Origin of the sequence: Bartonella sp. AC70YNML (assembly GCF_042196545.1) — a bacterium.
GTDB lineage: Bacteria > Pseudomonadota > Alphaproteobacteria > Rhizobiales > Rhizobiaceae > Bartonella.
Genome location: NZ_JBHIQK010000001.1, coordinates 1 through 19,313, shown reverse-complemented (window position 1 = coordinate 19,313; position 19,313 = coordinate 1). Strand labels below are relative to the sequence as shown.

The window sequence follows — 19,313 nt, the reverse complement described above, 5'->3', positions numbered from 1 at the left end:
TTCAAATAGGTTGTTTTTATTCTCTATTATGAAATATTAATAGAGGTCCTTAATTTGCGGGGATGCGTTTTTTTATTCTATTAATCTTCAACAGAATGTGCTGATTTTAAAGGAGTGGATTATGAGGTATTCTTTTTGGGTGCGGATTTTTTTTGCAATTATGATGCAGATATCATTTGATCATGTATATGCTCATATCCCTCAAACACAAACAGAAATCACCCTTTCATTTGCTCCTTTAGTTAAAAAGACAGTTCCATCTGTTGTAAATATTTATGCAGCTCGACAAATTAGAGCACGATCACCTTTTGAAGGCGATCCATTTTTTGAGCAATTTTTTGGTCGTTTTCAAAATAAATTTCCTGTTCGTAAGCAATCGTCATTAGGGTCAGGGGTGATTGTTGATGCACGTGGTTTGATCGTTACAAATTACCACGTCATTAAAGATGCAAGCGAAATTAAAGTGGCTTTTTCTGATGGGCGGGAGTTTGAGAGTAAGGTCGTGCTCAAAGATGAAGCGACTGATATTGCAATTCTTGAAGTTAAGGAAAAAGATGCTCAATTTCCAGTTCTTTCTTTGGGAAATTCTGATGCTGTTGAAGTTGGTGATCTTGTTCTTGCTATTGGTAATCCTTTTGGTGTTGGTCAAACAGTTACAAGTGGTATTGTTTCAGCGCAAGCGCGTACACGTGTTGGGATTTCTGATTTTGACTTTTTTATTCAAACAGACGCAGCCATTAATCCAGGGAATTCTGGTGGCGCTTTAATTGATATGAAAGGTCAGTTAATCGGAATTAATACGGCTATTTATTCGCGTTCGGGTGGTTCTGTAGGGATTGGTTTTGCTATTCCAGTTAATCTTGTAAAAGTGATGCTTGATACTGTTAAACGCGGTGGAAAATATTTTGTGCCGCCTTATATTGGTGCTTCTTTTCAAAATGTTACACCTGATATTGCTGGTGGTTTAGGTTTAGAACGTCCCTATGGTGCTCTGATTATTGAAGTTATCAAAGATAGTCCTGCTGAAAAAGCTGGATTGAAAGTAGGTGATGTTATTTTGAGTGTGCAGGGGGTACGCGTTGACAGTCCAGATAGTCTTGGGTATCGTTTGATGACAGCTGACGTTGAGCATAGTCTTGCCTTGGAATATTTACGAAGTGGAAAAATTTTAAAAACACAAATAACAGTTTCATCGATATCAGAAACTGCATTTTTAAAATCTGAAAAAATTACGGGTGACAGTCCTCTTGCTGGTGCTGAGGTGTTAGATTTAACACCTCAAAATAGTCGACGTTTTCATCTTCCTATATTTGCAAAAGGGGTTGTGATTACCAATCTTGAGGAAATGAGCAATGCAGCTGGAATTTTTCAGTCAGGAGATATTCTACGTGTTGTAAATGGCCATAAAATTCAAACAGTTCATCAATTGAAAAAGGTTCTTATGCAAGGTCGCTCAAATATGTGGCAATTGGAATATGAACGTGATGGTATGTATATTCGCCAATTTATTCGTTGAGGTTTTTTTTGAAGAAAGATTTTTTTACTTCGTCGTTTGATTTTCAAGTTAATAAAAATCAGCCACTTGCAGAAAGAATGCGCCCTTGTTCTCTCAATGATGTTGTGGGACAAAAGCATTTGATTGGAGAGGATGGTTTGCTTTCACGTATGGCGGCAACTGGCTCAATTGGATCGATGATTTTTTGGGGACCTCCAGGGACGGGAAAAACGACTGTTGCACGTTTGTTAGCCCTTGAAACAAATTTCGCGTTTGAGCAGGTTTCTGCTATTTTTACCGGAGTTTCTGAACTTAAAAAGATTTTTGAAGTTGCGCAGAGGCGTTTTATATCTGGGGATAAAACACTTCTTTTTGTTGATGAAATTCATCGGTTTAATCGTGCTCAGCAGGATAGTTTTCTTTCTGTGATGGAAGAGGGTACTGTGGTACTTATAGGCGCAACAACCGAAAATCCTTCTTTTGAACTGAATGCTGCCCTTCTTTCGCGTGCACGTGTTTTAACATTTCTTTCTCATGATCATGAAAGTTTGAACCTGCTTTTGAGGCGTGCTGAAGAAGTTGAGGAAAAAACTCTTCCCTTGGATAATGATGCCAGAGACGTTTTGATAGAGATGTCTGATGGTGATGCGCGTGTTGCATTAACATTGGCAGAGGAAGTTTGGTCTATTGCACCATTGGGAGAGGTTCTTGATGTTGTTGCTTTGCAAAAAGTTATTCAGCGTCGTGCGCCCATTTATGATAAAGGACGAGATGGGCATTATAATCTCATTTCAGCGTTGCATAAATCCGTTCGTGGATCTGATCCTGATGCTGCGCTTTATTATTTGGCACGTATGTTGGATGCTGGTGAAGATCCTCTCTATATTGGGCGAAGGTTGGTTCGTATGGCTGTTGAAGATGTTGGTTTGGCGGATCCTCAAGCTCTTATCATTTGTAATGCAGCAAAAGATGCCTATGATTATTTAGGATCACCAGAAGGAGAATTGGCTTTGGCGCAAGCATGTCTTTATGTTGCAACTGCGCCAAAGTCAAATGCAGCATATCTTGCGTATAAAGCAGCACTGCGTTGTGCGCGCAAAAATGGCTCTTTACCACCCCCTAAGCATATTCTTAATGCTCCTACGAAATTTATGAAAGAAGAAGGGTATGGAAGTGGTTATTGTTATGACCATGATGAACCAGACGCTTTTTCAGGACAAGAATATTTTCCCGAAAAACTTGGGCGTCAGAGTTATTATAAACCAGTTGAGCGTGGTTTTGAGCGTGAAATTGTGAAACGTCTTGAGTGGTGGCAACAGTTGCGCAAAAAACGTAAAGATCAAAATAAAATTTGAGTTGAAATATGTTTTTTATTAATCTCAGATTTATTTTTTATCTCTTATGTTATTATATGAGAAATTTAGTTTATATTTTAAACATTTATTGCATTGCTTGTAGAGATTTTTTTATGATATCTTCATAATTGCATATTTTTTCAAATTTAAATATGTCATTCAACTTTTAAGCTGCTTTATTTTTTTTGGTTTTTATTAAATAATATATTGACTTATAATGATAATTGACTGTTTCGTAAGTTGAATAAAAGTTTCAAATACCGTAAATTTCTCTCATCCCAAGTCCGTTATTTGTTGAAGCAATCAGGTTATTCGGTTGCATGTTACAAGCAGGATTAGCGTGTTATAAAAACCGTACAAGAAAGGACTAAAAATTCCTCTTATGAATCGTCTCAAATGCCGAGAGCTGTCGCAACCTTAGGGGATGATAAATAGTGTGATGGTGCCAGCTTTCTCCTTCTATAGTGTAAAGATGGTGGCGTCAAAAAGTCTTACAGTATACCACATTCATAGGTGTTGTCACGAAGTGAGCTTGGAAGTTTTGAGAGGTGTTTCTTAAATTAAGTGTATGAATATGCAACACAATGGCGTTTTGTTCTTCGATGCAATATGGTGTGATTTTAATTGGTGATGCGTTTTTATGTGATCAATAGCGGGAGAATTCTAGTCTCTCAAGTATTTAATCAAAGGGATAAGCAGAAGGGCTATAGAACATTGTGTTGAAATTTAAATTGTTCCTTTTCTAGAGAGATATAAATGTGTTAACTTGCTCTCTTAGGAAGTATTGTTTTATTAGAATTTATTTTTTGTGTCATAAGATAAGCAATGCCAATTCTTTATTGTGATGCTCATGATATGTTATGGACATAATGTGGAGATAGGAATGCAAATAGTCTGTGAAAATCTAAACTCAAGACTTTAGTTAAATTAAAAGTACAGTGTAAAATTTAAGTGTTAGATTATTTATGAATTCGGTCAAGGATATAGTCGTGGATAAAACAAAAGCTCTCGATGCTGCTCTCTCACAAATTGAACGTTCTTTTGGTAAAGGCTCGATTATGCGTCTTGGGCAAAAAGAGCAGGTTGTTGAAATTGAAACAGTTCCAACAGGGTCATTATCCTTGGATATTGCTTTAGGGATTGGTGGATTACCCAAGGGGCGCATTGTTGAGATTTATGGACCAGAAAGTTCTGGGAAAACAACATTGGCTCTCCATGCTATTGCTGAGGCACAGAAAAGTGGTGGGATTTGTGCTTTTATTGATGCAGAGCATGCACTTGATCCTATTTATGCGCGTAAGCTTGGTGTTGATTTAGAAAATTTGTTCATTTCTCAACCAGATACTGGTGAACAGGCATTGGAAATTACAGAGACGTTGGTTCGTTCTGGTGCAGTTGATGTGCTTGTTGTGGATTCTGTTGCAGCTTTAACACCGCGTGCGGAAATCGATGGTGAAATGGGGGATGCTTTGCCTGGATTGCAAGCGCGATTGATGAGTAAAGCATTGCGAAAATTAACAGCAGCGATTTTTCGCTCTAATTGTATGGTTGTTTTTATTAATCAAATTCGCATGAAAATTGGGGTGATGTTTGGTTCGCCTGAAACAACAACAGGGGGAAACGCTTTAAAGTTTTATGCTTCTGTTCGTTTGGATATTCGTCGCATTGGGTCTATTAAAGATAGGGATGCAATCGTTGGTAATCAGACGCGTGTTAAAGTGGTGAAAAATAAATTGGCACCTCCGTTCAAACAGGTTGAGTTTGATATTATTTATGGTGAAGGCATTTCTAAAGTAGGTGAATTGATTGATTTGGGTGTTAAGGTTGGTATTGTGGAAAAATCTGGTGCATGGTTTTCTTATAATTCTCAGCGTTTAGGACAGGGGCGTGAAAATGCAAAGCAGTTTTTACGTGAACATGCGGAAGTTGCTACAGAAATTGAAGCAGCTTTGCGCCAAAATGCTGGTTTGATTGCCATTGAATTGTTAGAAAATGCAGGTTCAGAAAATACAGAGAGCGATGAAGCCATTTGATGGAGCGTTTTTTCATCTATAATTTTTTTCATTTAAGATTTTTTCTGTTTTTATTTGTTTGAGTTTTTAAATATACAGTCATTTTTTCTCAATTTTTTTGAACAAATATTCCATTCTTTGATTAAATTGACTCCATGCGTGGCAAAGAGGATATTTAATGAGGGGGATTTTTCTTTTATGGTTTTGTACTGTATTGAGCAGGTGTCGATATGAATAGTGTTAATAACATTCGGTCAACATTTTTGGATTATTTTCATCGTAATGGGCATAAAGTTCTTTCTTCTAGCTCACTTGTTCCACGTAATGATCCTACACTTATGTTTACAAATGCAGGAATGGTGCAGTTTAAAAATGTTTTTACTGGACTTGAAAAGCCCCCTTATAAGCAGGCAACAACGGCACAAAAATGTGTTCGTGCGGGTGGAAAGCATAATGATCTTGATAATGTTGGTTATACGGCACGCCATCATACATTTTTTGAAATGCTGGGTAATTTTTCTTTCGGTGATTATTTCAAAGAAGAAGCCATTTTTTTGTCATGGAACCTTTTAACAAAAGAATTTTGCCTGCCAAAAGATAAACTGTTGGTGACAGTTTATCAGAGTGATGATGTTGCTGCTGAACTGTGGCGTAAAATTTCAGGTCTTCCAGATGAAAAAATTGTCCGTATTGCGACGGCTGATAATTTTTGGGCGATGGGAGATACAGGACCCTGCGGTCCTTGTTCAGAGATTTTTTATGATCATGGTGATGAAATATGGGGCGGTCCTCCTGGAAGTGCTCATGAAGATGGGGATCGCTTTATTGAGATTTGGAATCTTGTTTTTATGCAGTATGAGCAGATTTCCAAGGAAGAACGTGTTGATTTACCTCATCCTTCTATTGATACAGGCATGGGGTTAGAGCGTATTGCTGCTGTTTTACAGGGTGTTCATGATAATTATGACATTGATCTTTTTCGTGCATTAATTGCTGCTTCAGAAGAAATTACAGGGATTGAGGCAAAGGGTGATTTTATTGCCAGCCATCGTGTCATTGCTGATCATCTTCGCTCGTGCGCATTTTTGATTGCTGATGGTGTTCTTCCTTCCAACGAAGGAAGAGGATATGTTTTACGTCGTATTATGCGTCGTGCTATGCGTCATGCCCATCTTCTTGGTGCTAAAGAGCCTTTAATGTGGCGGCTTTTGCCTGCTTTAATTCGCGAAATGGGACAAGCCTATCCTGAATTAGTGCGTGCTGAGTCTTTGATTTCAGAAATTTTGAAGTTAGAAGAAATACGCTTTCGTAAAACACTTGAACGAGGACTTGGTTTGTTAAATGAAGCGAGTAGTCTTCTTAAAGAGGGAGATCATTTAAATGGTGAAGTTGCTTTCAAGCTTTATGATACCTATGGTTTTCCGCTTGATTTGACGCAAGATATGCTTCGGCGTCGCGGAATATCTGTTGATGTTGATGCTTTTGATAAAGCGATGGAACACCAAAAAGAGGAAGCGCGTGCTCATTGGTCTGGTTCTGGTGAAGCTATAACGGAGACAATTTGGTTTTCTGTTCGTGATAAGGTAGGGGCGACAGAATTTTTAGGTTATGAAACAGAAAAAGCTGAAGGCATTCTTACAGCTCTTGTGTGTGATGGTAAAATTGTTGATCATATTTCTTCGGGGCAAAAAGCTATTCTTGTGGTAAATCAGACTCCTTTTTATGGTGAATCTGGCGGGCAAATTGGTGATAGCGGTATCATTTCTGGTGAAGATTTTGTTTTTGAGGTGCATGATACTCAGAAAAAGGGTGATGGTGTTTTTATCCATATTGGAGAAGTAAAATCTGGTCAGGCATCGAGGTCTGATTGTGTAGAATTAACCGTTGATGGTATTCGTCGTAAAAAAATTCGTGCAAATCATTCTGCTACCCATTTATTACACGAGGCTTTACGGCAAATATTGGGGGACCATGTTACTCAAAAGGGCTCTCTTGTATCGCCAGATCGGTTACGTTTTGATTTTTCTCATCCAAAGTCTGTTTCTTTGGAAGAATTGAAAAAAATAGAAGATTTAGCCAATGAGATTGTTTTGCAAAATAGTAAGGTCGTAACGCATCTCATGGACGTGGATGAAGCCATTTCTAAAGGAGCCATGGCATTATTTGGTGAAAAATATGGTGATGAAGTTCGCGTTGTTTCTATGGGGAAACAGTGTCACCAAGAGGGATTAAAAAAGCATTGGTCAATAGAGCTTTGTGGGGGCACACATGTGGAGCGAACAGGCGATATTGGTTTGATCCATATTGTTTCTGAAAGTTCTGTTTCAGCAGGAGTACGTCGTATTGAAGCCTTAACTGGCCAAGAAGCACGTTTTTATCTTTGTCGCCAAGATGAGCGTATTCATGAGATCGCTGATCTTTTAAAAACGTCTTCTTCTGGTTTAGAAGAACGGGTGCGAATTTTGCTTGATGATCGTCGTAAACTTGAAAAAGAGTTGAATGATGTACGCAAAAAAATGGTGTTGAGTGGTGGTATAACAGAAAGTAGTCAAGATGATATTACCATCATTAATGGGCTTTCTTTTCTCGGACGCATTGTCAAAAATATTTTACCACGGGATCTTAAGGCATTCGTCGATTCTGGAAAAAAACAAATTGAGTCTGGAGTCGTTGCTTTTATTAGTGTTTCGGAGGATGGAAAAGGCAGTGCTGTTGTTGGCGTTACGGATGATTTAACGGATAAGTTGAATGCTGTTGATCTCGTTCGTATTCTTTCAGTTGTGCTTGGTGGTCGAGGTGGTGGTGGTCGTCCTGATATGGCGCAGGCTGGTGGTCCTGAGGGTAACAAGGCTGGTGAGGCATTTGCAGCACTAAAAGATTTTCTTGAAAAAATTTAAAAAGCAAAATCTTTTCTCATTGGTGTTTTTTACATTTTTATGTTGGATTGGTGTATAAGTATCACGAGTATCTGTCCGATGTCTTGCTGAAATCCAGATATAGCGTAATGGGGGCTTATACAAAATCAGTAAAGATAAAAACAGTTTTTATCTTTATCATCACTGTTTCATTTGATTTTATGTTTTTCAAGAGTTTCGGGAGTTACCTTTCAAAATAAGAAAGATTATGCAGCATTTTACACTTTGCTTTGTAGTATATTTTTACGAAGAAGAGCAGTCATTGTGTGGCTCTTACAGATTCTTTTTAAAGAAACATCTCTATCCTATTTTATAAAAAGGAATATCGCATAAATTTAAAGAGGTATATTAATGTCTGATTTATTATGATGCTATTTACTCAATACATTGATTTATAATGATAATTTATTTTTTATATCTTGAGTAAGAGCTCCAAATATTCGTAGGATTTTCTCATTTTAAATCTATGTATATTGAATCAATCAAAATCATTCACAAGAATTGTTGTGAAAAATAGGCTTAGGAGTATTGAGAAATATTTCTTAAAAAAGCACGTGATGAATGTACAACACAATGACATTTTGTTCTTGGCGAGGGGGGCTTCTACAAAAAACATGATAAACAAAAGTGTGAAGCAATACGTCATATCCATTATTAAAAAAACACTGTTTTAGATAGTTTTGAAAGTTGTAAAGCTGAGTTAAAAGAAGATGGTAAAATTGAAAGCTTTTTTACCTTTGCATTTTCCTTAAATTCGATTGTATACTCATTAATATGCAAAGATATAGGCAATAATTTTGTTCCAATCGAGTAAAATTTCAACAGTAGAAAAAGTGCGGAATGGTTTTAATCTTTTTTCAAAGATCTCGCGTCAAAAATGGATTGTGATATTCTTAGTAACCTTTTTATTTGTATCAATAAAGTATTTTTGGTGTATTGAAGAGGTATTTTTTACATGAGATTTGTGAAGAGTATCAATTTTATGATGCTATGGCTTCATGTAAGAGGATGACGTTTTCATTTTCTCCTTCTATTTCTGGTGGTTTGATTGTTAAACCACTGGCTTTTAAGAATTGAGAAAAACGTCCGCCTCTCTCGATTAATTCTTGAAAGCTTCCTTTTTCAATTAAATGACCATGTTCTAGAAAGAGTACTACATCAGCATTGCGTACTGTTGAGAGGCGATGTGCTATAATGAAAGTGGTGCGATTATGGCTTATGCAATCAAGGGCATTTTTGACACGTGCTTCTGTTTCAACATCAAGAGCGCTTGTTGCTTCATCTAGAATGAGAATAGGGGCATTTTTTAAAACAGCGCGTGCAATTGCTAGTCGCTGTTTTTCTCCACCTGATAATTGAGATCCTCGTTCGCCCACCATTGTGTTATAATAATCAGCTTTTTTTAGAATAAAATCGTGAGCTTCTGCTATTTTTGCTGCTTCATAAAGTTCTTCATTCGTTGCGCTCGCTTTTCCTATTGAAATATTGTCATGAATAGTACGGTTGAAAAGACCTGAGTCTTGAAATACTGTTGCTAGAGATTTGCGTAAAGATTCGCGATTGATCGAGCATATATTTATTCCATCAATGGAGATATGCCCAAAGGTAGGGTCGTATACGCGTTGTAACAAATTGATCAACGTTGTTTTTCCAGCCCCTGTTGGTCCTACAATCGCAACAGTTTGTCCTGCTTTAACCTCAAAAGAAATATCAAAAACACCTTGAGAAGAATTTGGAAATTTATAGGTCACGTGATGAAATTGTATGGTGCCTTTAACATTTTGGAGGGAGGGAAGATTCTGCGGTTCGTTGATATGAAAGGTTGAGTCTTCCATTTCAAAAAACTCTTGCAGTTTTGCTTGTGAGGATATTGCACAATGAATAAAATTGCTCATTTGGTCTAGGCGGCTAATCATGAGTTGTGCAAATCCAACAAAAGCAACGACGTCACCTACTCGTAGTTGACTTTTTGCAACAAAAAAAGCTCCAAGGAGAAGAACACAAACGATTGAAATCGTTGAAGCCATTCGATTTAAGCCACTGGCGAGCGCCCACCAATTGAGAACAGGATTTTGTGCTTTAAGCAGAGCATTTGTATGTTGGTGCAGTATGAAAGTTTCTTCTTTTATTCGGTTATAACTTTGTACAATGGAAACATTAGAGATTGAATCACTGACATGTTTAAAAAGGTTATGATGATAGCATTCTACAGCGGCTTGCCCGTCTTTTGTTTTTCGCATCACTAAACGTGCAATTAATACATAGATGATGGCAAGCACAACCAAGACTATTGAAAGGCGCCAATTCATATTAAAGGCTATGGGGATGAGAACCAATAAGGCGACAAGCGTTGAGAGATGTTGTCGCATAAAATCAAGCCATATGGTTGACATGGAATCTATAGCGCGCAAAAGTGTATGGAGTGCGTTAGATGTTCCGCGTTGTTGATGCCAAATTAACGGCATGGCAATGATACGTTCGAAAGATTCTGTTAAAACCGTTAAGCGACGTCTATGGGCTAAGCGGTCTGCACCGCGAGCAACAAGGACATAAGCGATAATATGTGAAAGTCCAAAACAAACCCAAATGGCAAGAGTAGAGATGATACCTGCTTTTTCTGTAATAGAATCGATAACCCGTCCAAATAAAATAGGTTCTGCAATGGTGATAATCGCTAACATAACATTAGCGGTACAGATTAAAAGGGATGCATTTTTTTCTCTGTTTAGGTAAGTGAGAACACGTGCATAGGTTTTGAATAAGGACACTGTTAATTATCTCCATTCGCTGTTAAGCGTAAAGGTATTGATTTTTTTATAACGCTTAATTTTTAGCTAATAAAATTTGGACGTTAAGAAAAGGCAATTTTGGATACTAACTGTAATATGGTGTGATAAAGCCAACTAAAATATGAATTTTTGTGTTTATATTTGTGCTTATAAAGGCGCAAAAATAGATCAATAAAATTATCAGGCAAGGGAACTTTCATGGCAGGCGTAGAAATAAAAAAAGTTGAGGCTGATGAAAATGGAATGCGCTTAGATCGCTGGTTTAAAGTGCATTATCCAGGACTTGGTTTTGGAGTCTTGCAAAAACTGTTGCGTTCTGGTCAGATACGGGTTGATGGTGGACGTGTTAAAGCCGATACGCGTCTTTGTATGGGACAGGCTGTCCGTATTCCACCTCTCCCTATTAATGACAAAGAAAATCTTTCAATAACGGATAAAACACTTCATGGGCAGGATGATGGGACCGTTTTGAAAAAAATGCTGCTTTATGAAGATCCAAAGGTATTTGTTTTTAATAAACCAGCTGGGTTGGCTGTACAAGGAGGCTCTGGTTTAACACGTCATATGGATAGTATGCTTGAGGTATGGCGCAATAAAAAAGGTGAAAAGCCGCGTTTGGTTCATCGTCTTGATCGTGAGACGTCGGGTGTGCTTATTGTTGCGCGATCAAGGGGAGCTGCTCAGTCCTTAACAGCTGCTTTTAGAGCGCGAGAAACAAAAAAGACTTATTGGGCGTTGGTTCGGGGCGTACCTAAAAAAAAGCAGGATAAAATTTCAACGTGGATGGTTAAGGAAATGACTGCACAAGGTGACAAAATGCGTGTTTGTGAACATGGGGAGCCAGATTCACATCATGCGGTTTCCTACTATCGCGTTTTAGATACGCGAGGGCGGGCTCTTTCGTGGCTTGAAATGGAACCCTATACAGGGAGAACACATCAGCTTCGTGTTCATGCTGCCCATATGGATCATCCTATCATTGGCGATTCAAAATATTTTTTTTCTGATAGTAATTGGACATTACCAGGAGGAATTCAAAATCGTCTTCATCTTCATGCACGTCGTATTCGTATTCCTCATCCTTCAGGAGGAATATTGGACATTGTTGCACCTTTACCACCTCATATGGTTCAAAGTTTCAATCTTTTGTCTTTTAATGAGAGTGATGCTGAAACAGAGTAAAAAAGCTTCGTTTATCCTTTTTGATTGGTAAAAATTTTGTCTATAAATTTGATGAGATGGATAGGGCTTCATTTGAAGAGAGCTTTAGTAATCGCTATGAGAAAATGGTGTTTTTGAGTGATGAATTTTGAAATATCATAAATTTTCTTTCTACAGTTCTTTATCCATATTGATTGTATTATTATCTCTAGATAAGGTGTATCGTTTAATAATCTGAGTTGATGAAGCTGCTCCTTTGAATTTATCTGTAGGGCTGTATATTGGGGAGGCGTGTCTGTTGAGGAAGATGAATGAGATAAAATCTGAAGGATATTTGCTGAAATGTGTAAAGGCGCTTTTTAATTTTTCATGGGAGATAAAGGAGGCATTTTATAGTAATGCTGAGGAAAAGTAGCCTCTCAAAAAAATCCTGTTGTTAAGGAGGTTTGTTTTGTTATCAATGTGATTTGATATACTTATGATAGATTTACTATTTGTACCTTTGCTTACACCATGAAGATTTATTAACAAAGCTCTCCTTTCGATGATCAATTATTTTTCTACTTACTTTATTTATCTGAATTTGTTCGAAAGATTTTCTTTCGTAAAAGAAGAAACAACTTTTAGCATTCTTAATGCTTTATTTCAGTGAATGCATCAGATTGAAGAAATATGCTATACCAAAAATTGGAGATTAAAGCTTTAGGTGCGTTTATTGCTCTTTAGGAGGGGGAGAACATGGTCGTTTTTTCCAGTGAAAAAACAGATATTCAAAGATTATGGGAACATTCCAAGAGGGGATAAGTTGAAATGAGGAGTGACTGATGGGATCATTATTGATTGACGTTAATAACGTCTCAAAAATATACCGTAGCATGGACAGAGGAACTTCTTTCAAAAACAGAGTGCTTTCTCTTTTTAAGCCAGTATATACGAATTATCACGTGCTGAAAGATATCAGTTTTACCCTTTTTTCAGGACAATCTCTTGCTATCCTCGGAGCTAACGGGGCAGGTAAATCAACACTGATTAAAATACTTGCTGGTATACAATTCGTTGATAAGGGAAGTGTTAAAGTCTTGGGATTTAATCCGTATAAAACCAAGAAAGATCTGTTTAGACAGTTGGGTGTGGTCTTTGGTCATAAGAGTTGTTTATGGTGGGATTTACCTCTACGTTACAGTTTGGATATGGTGCAACCCTTATATGGTATTGAACGAACCTCTTTTATCCGCGACCTTAAAGAGATTGCAGAGTTGCTTGGTATTGCGCATATCATGGACAAGCCAGTGCGAATGCTGAGTTTGGGTGAGAGAGTCAAAAGTGAATTGGCATTTAATTTATCTTTTAGACCTAAATTATTGTTCCTAGATGAACCAACTATTGGTCTTGATATTACTTCTAAGCATGAAATTAGGGAGCTACTTACAAAACTTAAAAGAGAGCGAGGGATGGGATACATCATCACAAGTCATGATATGGGGGATATTGATGGTTACGTTGATGATATTCTTCTCTTGCATAAAGGAAACAAACACTTTTACGGTGATATTGATGCATTTAAAAATATGCTTCCTTCTTTGGTGAAAGTGACATTTTTTTGTGAACACTTGCAGGCGCTTTATGCTGTTGTAAAGAGAATGGATGAACTTTCGTTAAAATTGTCCGCTCCTTTAAAAAATAAAAAACTGAACAATGAAGAATGTTCATTGGAAATTTCGTTACCTCGTGGAGATTATTCGCATTTCATACGGGAAATGACAACTAAATTCAACTGTACGTTTTCTGTGTCCACTCCCTCATTTGAGGAGATGCTCCGTGTTAAATTTAAAGAATTTATTTAATTATTGTTTTGGCATGTTTTTTTATGCAAGGAATGGATTACTCTCTATTCTAAGTGATAGAGCCATGTTTTTTACTGATATTGTCATTGGGACACTTTCGCCATTTATTATTCAACTTCTATTATGGAATGCACTTTTCTCTGATATGGGAAACACCATAAATGGCTTTAGCTTTCATGATATGATGTATTATTATGCTTTTGCTTTAGTCTTAGGACGTTTAAATAATGGTTATAATGTGATTAAGTTTTTTTCTCATCATGTTAGGGAAGGTCAATTAGAAGTCTATCTCACAAAACCCTTTAGTTATATGACACAAATACTTTTTACTTTTTTAGGAGAGAGTGTATTATATTGCATTCCGTTATTGGCTCTTTTTGTTGCAAAGCTTGTTTTATCCTATGAAAATATTCTGGGATTGGTCATCTCTTTTCTGTTCTTTTTTCTGGTTGTTATTCTATCACAATTGCTTTGTTTTTTACTCTCTTTCGGGATTGCCTTATTAAGTTTTTGGGTGATTGAGTACAATATATTACTCTCTTTCAGTATTCTCAGTTCAGCGCTTCTTGGGGGTGTTCTTTTACCACCATCTTTTTGGCCGGTGTGGCTTATTCCGCTCATGCAATTTAATCCTTATCGTTTCATGATATCAGCTCCTGCCGAGTTTTTCGCGACGCAAAATTTAGCGTTGTTTCAGCAGTTTTTTTTCGGAAGTTTTGCTTATATTTTGTGTCTTTTATGCTTAATTCATATTGCTTGGAATAAAGGAATGAAGATGTATTATGGAGCGGGCGGTTGAGATGAAAATAATCCTTCATTTTATCAGCCTGAATATCTGCCGACAGATTGTTTATGGTAAGAATTTGGCTGGGGAGTTTATTCTTTCTCTATGCTATTATTTTATTCAATTCATATTTATTGATAGAATATCTTCTTTTTCAGGAAAGATTGGTAACTATAGCAGAGATGAAATTCATTTTATCTTTGTTGTCTTTGTTTTACTTGGGATATTTTTGAATATTTTTACTCATTCTATTGAAACGTTTTTTGAAAAAGTAGCAGATGGTAAAATTGAACCCTACTTGATAAAGCCTGTTTCAATCTGGTTGTTGATGTTGTTTGGTTGGTGCAAACCACTTAATCTGATAAAGCTATTTGTTCTTTATGTTAGTGCCTATTTGTTCGTATCATTACCGGATATGTATGATCTTAAGCTCAGATGGATCTCTTTTATTGTTGCAATATTTTGTGTTTTTATCGTCAATATTTGTTTTTTCATGATGTTTAATTTTGTGACATTTATTATTAGCCGTAAGATGCCTGTCGAATATTTTCATGAAATGATTTACGAGCTTTCATTTGTACCAATAGGAATTTATCCCTCAAGCATTGTAAAATGGCTTTTGTTTATGCTTCCCATGGCTTTTTCTGCTTCTTTTCCTGTATCCCTGTTACTTGGTAAAGGCGAATGGAATATTGGATATCTTCTGTCGAGCACTTTTCTTTCTATAGTCATGACTTTCATAATCTATAAGAAAACAATTATTAAATTTAATGGATTAGGGGGATGATATAAAAATCATCATGATTATAAAAATAAAAAATTGAGTGAATAATTCTATTATAGCGTAGATTATCGTTATTTATGCTGGTGGTATAGGGCATGTAAAATTTACACATGAGGATTTTTATTAGACATATTCATGCATAAAATCAGTTGTATTTCTATAGCTATGAGCAAAGAATTTACAATAAAAATCAGAGAATTAAATTTCTTGGTTTTAGATTAGTTTGAGTTTAGATGGCTGCTTGATGACACAAGCCAATGGTAAGATGGTGTACAATATTAGTAGTGTTTTCTCATCTGAGCAAAATTTATTTTTGTTACGTTTATAATGCTAAAAAATTGTCAAAGATGGGTAATTTTTATATGTGCAAAATGTGGTTATTCGTGCGGATTTTGTTGGTACATTCAATATATTATTACGTGGATGAGTTTTTGCTTAAACAATAAGAAAATTGACAGAATAAAGCTTTTAAGTTGCCCGATAGAAAGCTAAGAGCTTCGCCAAACAACATGATAGCAATTATCAAGACAACAATCACATAGAGATTTTTCAGCATGCTGAGCAGTCAAAATTCAGTTAATAATTGCTTGGAAATAAAAGGATCCACTAAGCAAAGCGGGCAAAAACGATGGTAATGCAACTGAGTTCAATAACATAATTAAATATATTTATTTGTTGTACTGGTAAACTAAGAGAATTATACTTAATTTTATTGTGAATTTATTATTTCATGTTATGATTTTATTTAATAGAAAGATATTTATTATGTAATATTTTAGTGTTATTATAAATATTATTATTTAATTAGAAATATACAATTTAAACACATACAATATAAACATAATATATTTATATTATTTTAAATGGGTTATTTTAAACAGTAATTAAATAAGATATTATTTTGTAAAAAATTATTTTCTATTTTTTTAATATTAATAAGCTCATTTTTCAATTTTTCTTAACAATGATAAGAGAAAAATGGAGTTTTACATCCTCTTTTACAATAAATAAAAATGATACTTTAATCTGGTGTTGTTCTCTAAGCTTAGAGCTATACAGATGTTATTGCTTATCATTAATAAAACTAATGTGATTGATGGCGTAGAGATTACAAAGGGCTAATTTTTTTGCATGTAATTCATATTTTTACAAGACTTTAAAAATAACACAGAAAAAATGAGAGAGGAAGGAATAGTGAACAAGAGTGATAAGCTTTTTCATTTTCTAGTGTTATGATTACTTTTGTATTTTATGGTTCATTCATTGTATGTATGATCAATTCCAAAATTTTTATTTTAAGCTTATAGTGAATCTATATTTTAAACTGTTATTGAAGTATTGTCGTGATTGAGATTAAAATATCACAGTAGTGAACACTCTGATTTAATAGAGAAGATTGTTTGCTAGCAAATAATCTATCCATATCAACGTTATTTAAATTTTTTCCAAAATATATATCTATGCTAATTTTCGTGATTGATATCTTTTCTAAGATGAAAAGGGGCATGAGCTGATTTGAATATCCATAAAATTTTTCATATTAACTCAAAAAATATACGATCACATCATTTTACGGCTATTCTAGATTATCATTTTGATAAACTGAAGAAGTATAACGATTAGCATTACAAAGGTTTGTGCAAAAATGCTTTTATTGGACATTATTAAATTTTTTATGATTTATATTTTTAATCATTTTATCTTGGTTAGAAAGAAGGTGTATTCATTTTTATTTCTCTATTTTATCTTAAAGTTGTGGAATTATATTAATGTTAGAAAGTTATAATTGTGGAAGACAATGAACTTTATTAAAATTATTCCACGTTTTTGTAGAAACGTATGGCTGTGAAATCGTTGAAATGTGTAATAGCTTATGGCATTAGATTTGGCGCATTTACCAAAGTTATCCCTTATCTTACTTAATTTAGCTTTTTCAATCAAAGAATTAAGCTGGTGTTTACGCTAATTGTAGCTGGGGCAAATATTTTTTCTTAATCTATACTAAGAAAAAATTATTTTATAAAAATATTTATTTTACTATATTATATAAAAAATAAAAACATTGCGTGTAACTAAAAAGCAACAAAATAAATTTATTTTTATCATTAAATTACATAGTATAAATTACAAATAAAATAATTGACAACTCTTAAATAAACATGTAACGGATATATTACAAGTGTAATATAATATAAAAACAACAATTTAAATAAAATTATTAATTAAATTTTGTATTATATTTTTATTGTAATAAGATAAATATACTTTATTGATAGATAACGGAATGTTTTCTATTTAGAGGGGGCGGTAAAGAAAATTTATTTTATTAAATATTGTAATTAGGTGGTTATGATGAAAATATTCAAGCATTGTATAGTATGTTTTGTTGCAGTAGCGATTTTCTTTTCACAGATTTTAAGAGCCAATGCTGATTCTTTAAATGATAGATTTCAAAATGCTGGTTTTATTTCTGTAATGACACAAGAAAATAGAGTTATTAAAGCTGTTGGTATGATTATTAGCCAGTTTGGAGGACAAGGGGCTGAGAAAAACGTCCAAAAAGTTGCGGGGTTAATGGGGATGGAGACAGCGATTTTTGCTTTAATCGCATATTTTGTATATTTCTTTACTAGAAAGCCGCCGAGTCCTAACAGGGAGACAGGTGGAAGAACATTCGATGCTTTTGCTCATAGTTCATGGGCTTTGAATTAAAAGATATTATCCTTGATAAACTTTGAATTATTCTGTTATTGGATTTAAACAGCAAGTAAAATGAAATAGTTATGTCTAATATGGGGGAATTGAGGAATCCTGATTCTATTACGTTTTTTTTCCTCTATCCCCCATCTTTTTGAAGCTTTTTTATGGCTTCAAGAGCGAGTTTTTTGCGATCTGCGCTCTTTGTGTAGAGAGATGCCATAGCATCATGTGTCCAGCCAAAAATTGCTTTGAGTTGTGATACTGTTGCACCAGAATTAGCTGCGCGTGTTGCTGCTAATTTTCTTAAGCCATGGGCTGTTTTTTTGATACCTGCTTGGGTACAAGCATTATAAAATGTAATTCCGAATCTTTCTTTAGGTATTTTCCCCCCGTGTTTACTACAAATGAATGTGTCCTCACCAATAGGACCAGCTTCAAGTGTTTTGGCTAATTCCGGTAAAATAGGGAGAAAAACATCTGTTTGGAATTTACTTTTCTCTGTTTTGAGATGAATAATATTGTCTTTGACATCTTTCCAGCCAATGCGAACTGCATCACCACGGCGCAACCCCGTGTAAAGAAGAATATCAATCCAAACACGTTCATGGGTACCATGAGGCCATCTTTTATAATATTTCTCAACATCTTCTTCTGTCCAAACAGGAAAGCCCCCTTTATTTTTTAGAGGAGGTTTTTTGACCCCTAAAGTTGGATTGTTTTCCAAAAGACCTTGGTCAATCGCCCAATTAAAAAGCCCATTAAGTACTTTCAGAAATTCTCTAGCCATTGCTGGTGTTTCTTTACGCCGTTCAACTCCAGCTATGATATGTTTCTTATTAATTGCTTGGTATGGGATATCTCCTACGGAATCGCATATCTTCATAAGGATGTATTCTCTTTGCTTTTTTGTAACTGTAGAGAGGCTATGCCAATTAGAGCTGTTTAAATACTGTTTAAGCAGCCATGCAAATGACCCTTCAACAAGTTTACCGGTTTTGGATTTAGGAAGTATAAGCCCTTGTAATTCGGCAAGTGCGCTTTTGTAGTTATCAACAAACTCTTGCGTTCCATAGGTCCCGCGTATTCTAATGCGTTTGCCGTGACCAATACGTACATACCATACAATTTTGCCATGTTGAGTAATTTGTTTAACGAGATGAGGGGGGCGTGGTTTTGGCATGGTGATCACCTATAAGACGATATCAAATTCATAATCATCACGAGATAAATTCCATATTTTATCAGGATGTGCTGTTGAGTTTGGTAATGGGATATCTGCTTTAAGATAGATAAGCAGTTCACCGGTAGGTTTGATTTCTATGAGTTCGCATTTTTGTTTTTTTGCTTCTCTTAAAGCTCGTGCAATGTCTGCTTGCGTTATGATAGCTTTACGAGGTGCCATATCTTTTCTCCTACATTGAGACGCAATTCACCCATTTCGTGAATCACGCATTACTTGAAAGTGTTAGGAAGG

Annotated in this window: 12 protein-coding genes; 9 read left to right on the top strand and 3 right to left on the bottom strand. The window is 35.4% G+C overall.

Annotated features, from left to right (window positions below; translation table 11 throughout):
* The first annotated feature begins 121 nt into the window (after positions 1–121).
* The 4 genes from ACFIMU_RS00060 to alaS all read left to right on the top strand — a co-directional run bounded on the left by ACFIMU_RS00060 (position 122) and on the right by alaS (position 7,759).
* On the top strand, positions 122–1,516 hold the full coding sequence (locus ACFIMU_RS00060; protein WP_375696717.1) for a DegQ family serine endoprotease: 1,395 nt from the start codon (positions 122–124) through the stop codon (positions 1,514–1,516).
* Between the two features lie 8 nt (positions 1,517–1,524).
* Complete coding sequence (locus ACFIMU_RS00055) at positions 1,525–2,850, top strand: replication-associated recombination protein A (protein WP_375696716.1); 1,326 nt, start codon at positions 1,525–1,527, stop codon at positions 2,848–2,850.
* A 989-nt stretch (positions 2,851–3,839) separates the two neighbouring features.
* Positions 3,840–4,883: a recombinase RecA gene (recA, locus tag ACFIMU_RS00050; protein ID WP_375606702.1), complete on the top strand. Its 1,044-nt coding sequence runs from the start codon at positions 3,840–3,842 to the stop codon at positions 4,881–4,883.
* Between the two features lie 209 nt (positions 4,884–5,092).
* Positions 5,093–7,759 carry an alanine--tRNA ligase gene (alaS, locus tag ACFIMU_RS00045; RefSeq protein ID WP_375696715.1) on the top strand — a complete coding sequence of 889 codons (2,667 nt, stop codon included), beginning with the start codon at positions 5,093–5,095 and terminating at the stop codon, positions 7,757–7,759.
* A 998-nt stretch (positions 7,760–8,757) separates the two neighbouring features.
* Here alaS and ACFIMU_RS00040 read toward each other — a convergent pair.
* Entirely contained in the window at positions 8,758–10,545 is a 1,788-nt protein-coding gene (locus ACFIMU_RS00040) for a glucan ABC transporter ATP-binding protein/ permease (protein ID WP_375696714.1), read from the bottom strand.
* Positions 10,546–10,764: 219 nt separating this feature from the next.
* Between ACFIMU_RS00040 and ACFIMU_RS00035 the strand changes: the two genes are divergently transcribed.
* The 5 genes from ACFIMU_RS00035 to ACFIMU_RS00015 all read left to right on the top strand — a co-directional run bounded on the left by ACFIMU_RS00035 (position 10,765) and on the right by ACFIMU_RS00015 (position 17,851).
* Positions 10,765–11,748 carry an RluA family pseudouridine synthase gene (locus ACFIMU_RS00035; RefSeq protein ID WP_375608632.1) on the top strand — a complete coding sequence of 328 codons (984 nt, stop codon included), beginning with the start codon at positions 10,765–10,767 and terminating at the stop codon, positions 11,746–11,748.
* Between the two features lie 803 nt (positions 11,749–12,551).
* Positions 12,552–13,571 carry an ATP-binding cassette domain-containing protein gene (locus ACFIMU_RS00030; RefSeq protein ID WP_375606698.1) on the top strand — a complete coding sequence of 340 codons (1,020 nt, stop codon included), beginning with the start codon at positions 12,552–12,554 and terminating at the stop codon, positions 13,569–13,571.
* Positions 13,546–14,370, top strand: a complete 825-nt coding sequence (locus ACFIMU_RS00025; RefSeq protein WP_375606697.1) for an ABC-2 family transporter protein — start codon at positions 13,546–13,548, stop codon at positions 14,368–14,370. The genes ACFIMU_RS00030 and ACFIMU_RS00025 overlap by 26 nt, the downstream gene beginning before the upstream one ends.
* Positions 14,354–15,142, top strand: coding sequence for an ABC-2 family transporter protein (locus ACFIMU_RS00020; protein ID WP_375608634.1), 789 nt, complete (start codon positions 14,354–14,356; stop codon positions 15,140–15,142). Before ACFIMU_RS00025 ends, ACFIMU_RS00020 begins: the two co-directional genes overlap by 17 nt.
* 2,349 nt (positions 15,143–17,491) lie before the next feature.
* Positions 17,492–17,851: a hypothetical protein gene (locus tag ACFIMU_RS00015; protein ID WP_375606730.1), complete on the top strand. Its 360-nt coding sequence runs from the start codon at positions 17,492–17,494 to the stop codon at positions 17,849–17,851.
* 124 nt (positions 17,852–17,975) lie between these two features.
* Here the strand turns inward: ACFIMU_RS00015 and ACFIMU_RS00010 are convergent, their stop codons facing one another.
* Both ACFIMU_RS00010 and ACFIMU_RS00005 read right to left on the bottom strand, forming a co-directional pair.
* Positions 17,976–19,019 carry a tyrosine-type recombinase/integrase gene (locus ACFIMU_RS00010; protein WP_375696713.1) on the bottom strand — a complete coding sequence of 348 codons (1,044 nt, stop codon included), beginning with the start codon at positions 19,017–19,019 and terminating at the stop codon, positions 17,976–17,978.
* Positions 19,020–19,028: 9 nt separating this feature from the next.
* A complete protein-coding gene (locus ACFIMU_RS00005; RefSeq protein ID WP_375610653.1) occupies positions 19,029–19,241 on the bottom strand; it encodes a hypothetical protein in 213 nt (70 codons plus the stop codon).
* Positions 19,242–19,313 lie beyond the last annotated feature (72 nt).

Excerpts from the sequence above, each read along its gene's own strand:
- alaS (WP_375696715.1), top strand. The coding sequence starts at position 5,093 with ATGAATAGTGTTAATAACATTCGGTCAACATTTTTGGATTATTTTCAT.
- ACFIMU_RS00010 (WP_375696713.1), bottom strand. The coding sequence starts at position 19,019 with ATGCCAAAACCACGCCCCCCTCATCTCGTTAAACAAATTACTCAACAT.
- ACFIMU_RS00060 (WP_375696717.1), top strand. The coding sequence starts at position 122 with ATGAGGTATTCTTTTTGGGTGCGGATTTTTTTTGCAATTATGATGCAG.
- ACFIMU_RS00015 (WP_375606730.1), top strand. The coding sequence starts at position 17,492 with ATGAAAATATTCAAGCATTGTATAGTATGTTTTGTTGCAGTAGCGATT.
- ACFIMU_RS00030 (WP_375606698.1), top strand. The coding sequence starts at position 12,552 with ATGGGATCATTATTGATTGACGTTAATAACGTCTCAAAAATATACCGT.
- ACFIMU_RS00020 (WP_375608634.1), top strand. The coding sequence starts at position 14,354 with ATGGAGCGGGCGGTTGAGATGAAAATAATCCTTCATTTTATCAGCCTG.
- ACFIMU_RS00005 (WP_375610653.1), bottom strand. The coding sequence starts at position 19,241 with ATGGCACCTCGTAAAGCTATCATAACGCAAGCAGACATTGCACGAGCT.
- ACFIMU_RS00035 (WP_375608632.1), top strand. The coding sequence starts at position 10,765 with ATGGCAGGCGTAGAAATAAAAAAAGTTGAGGCTGATGAAAATGGAATG.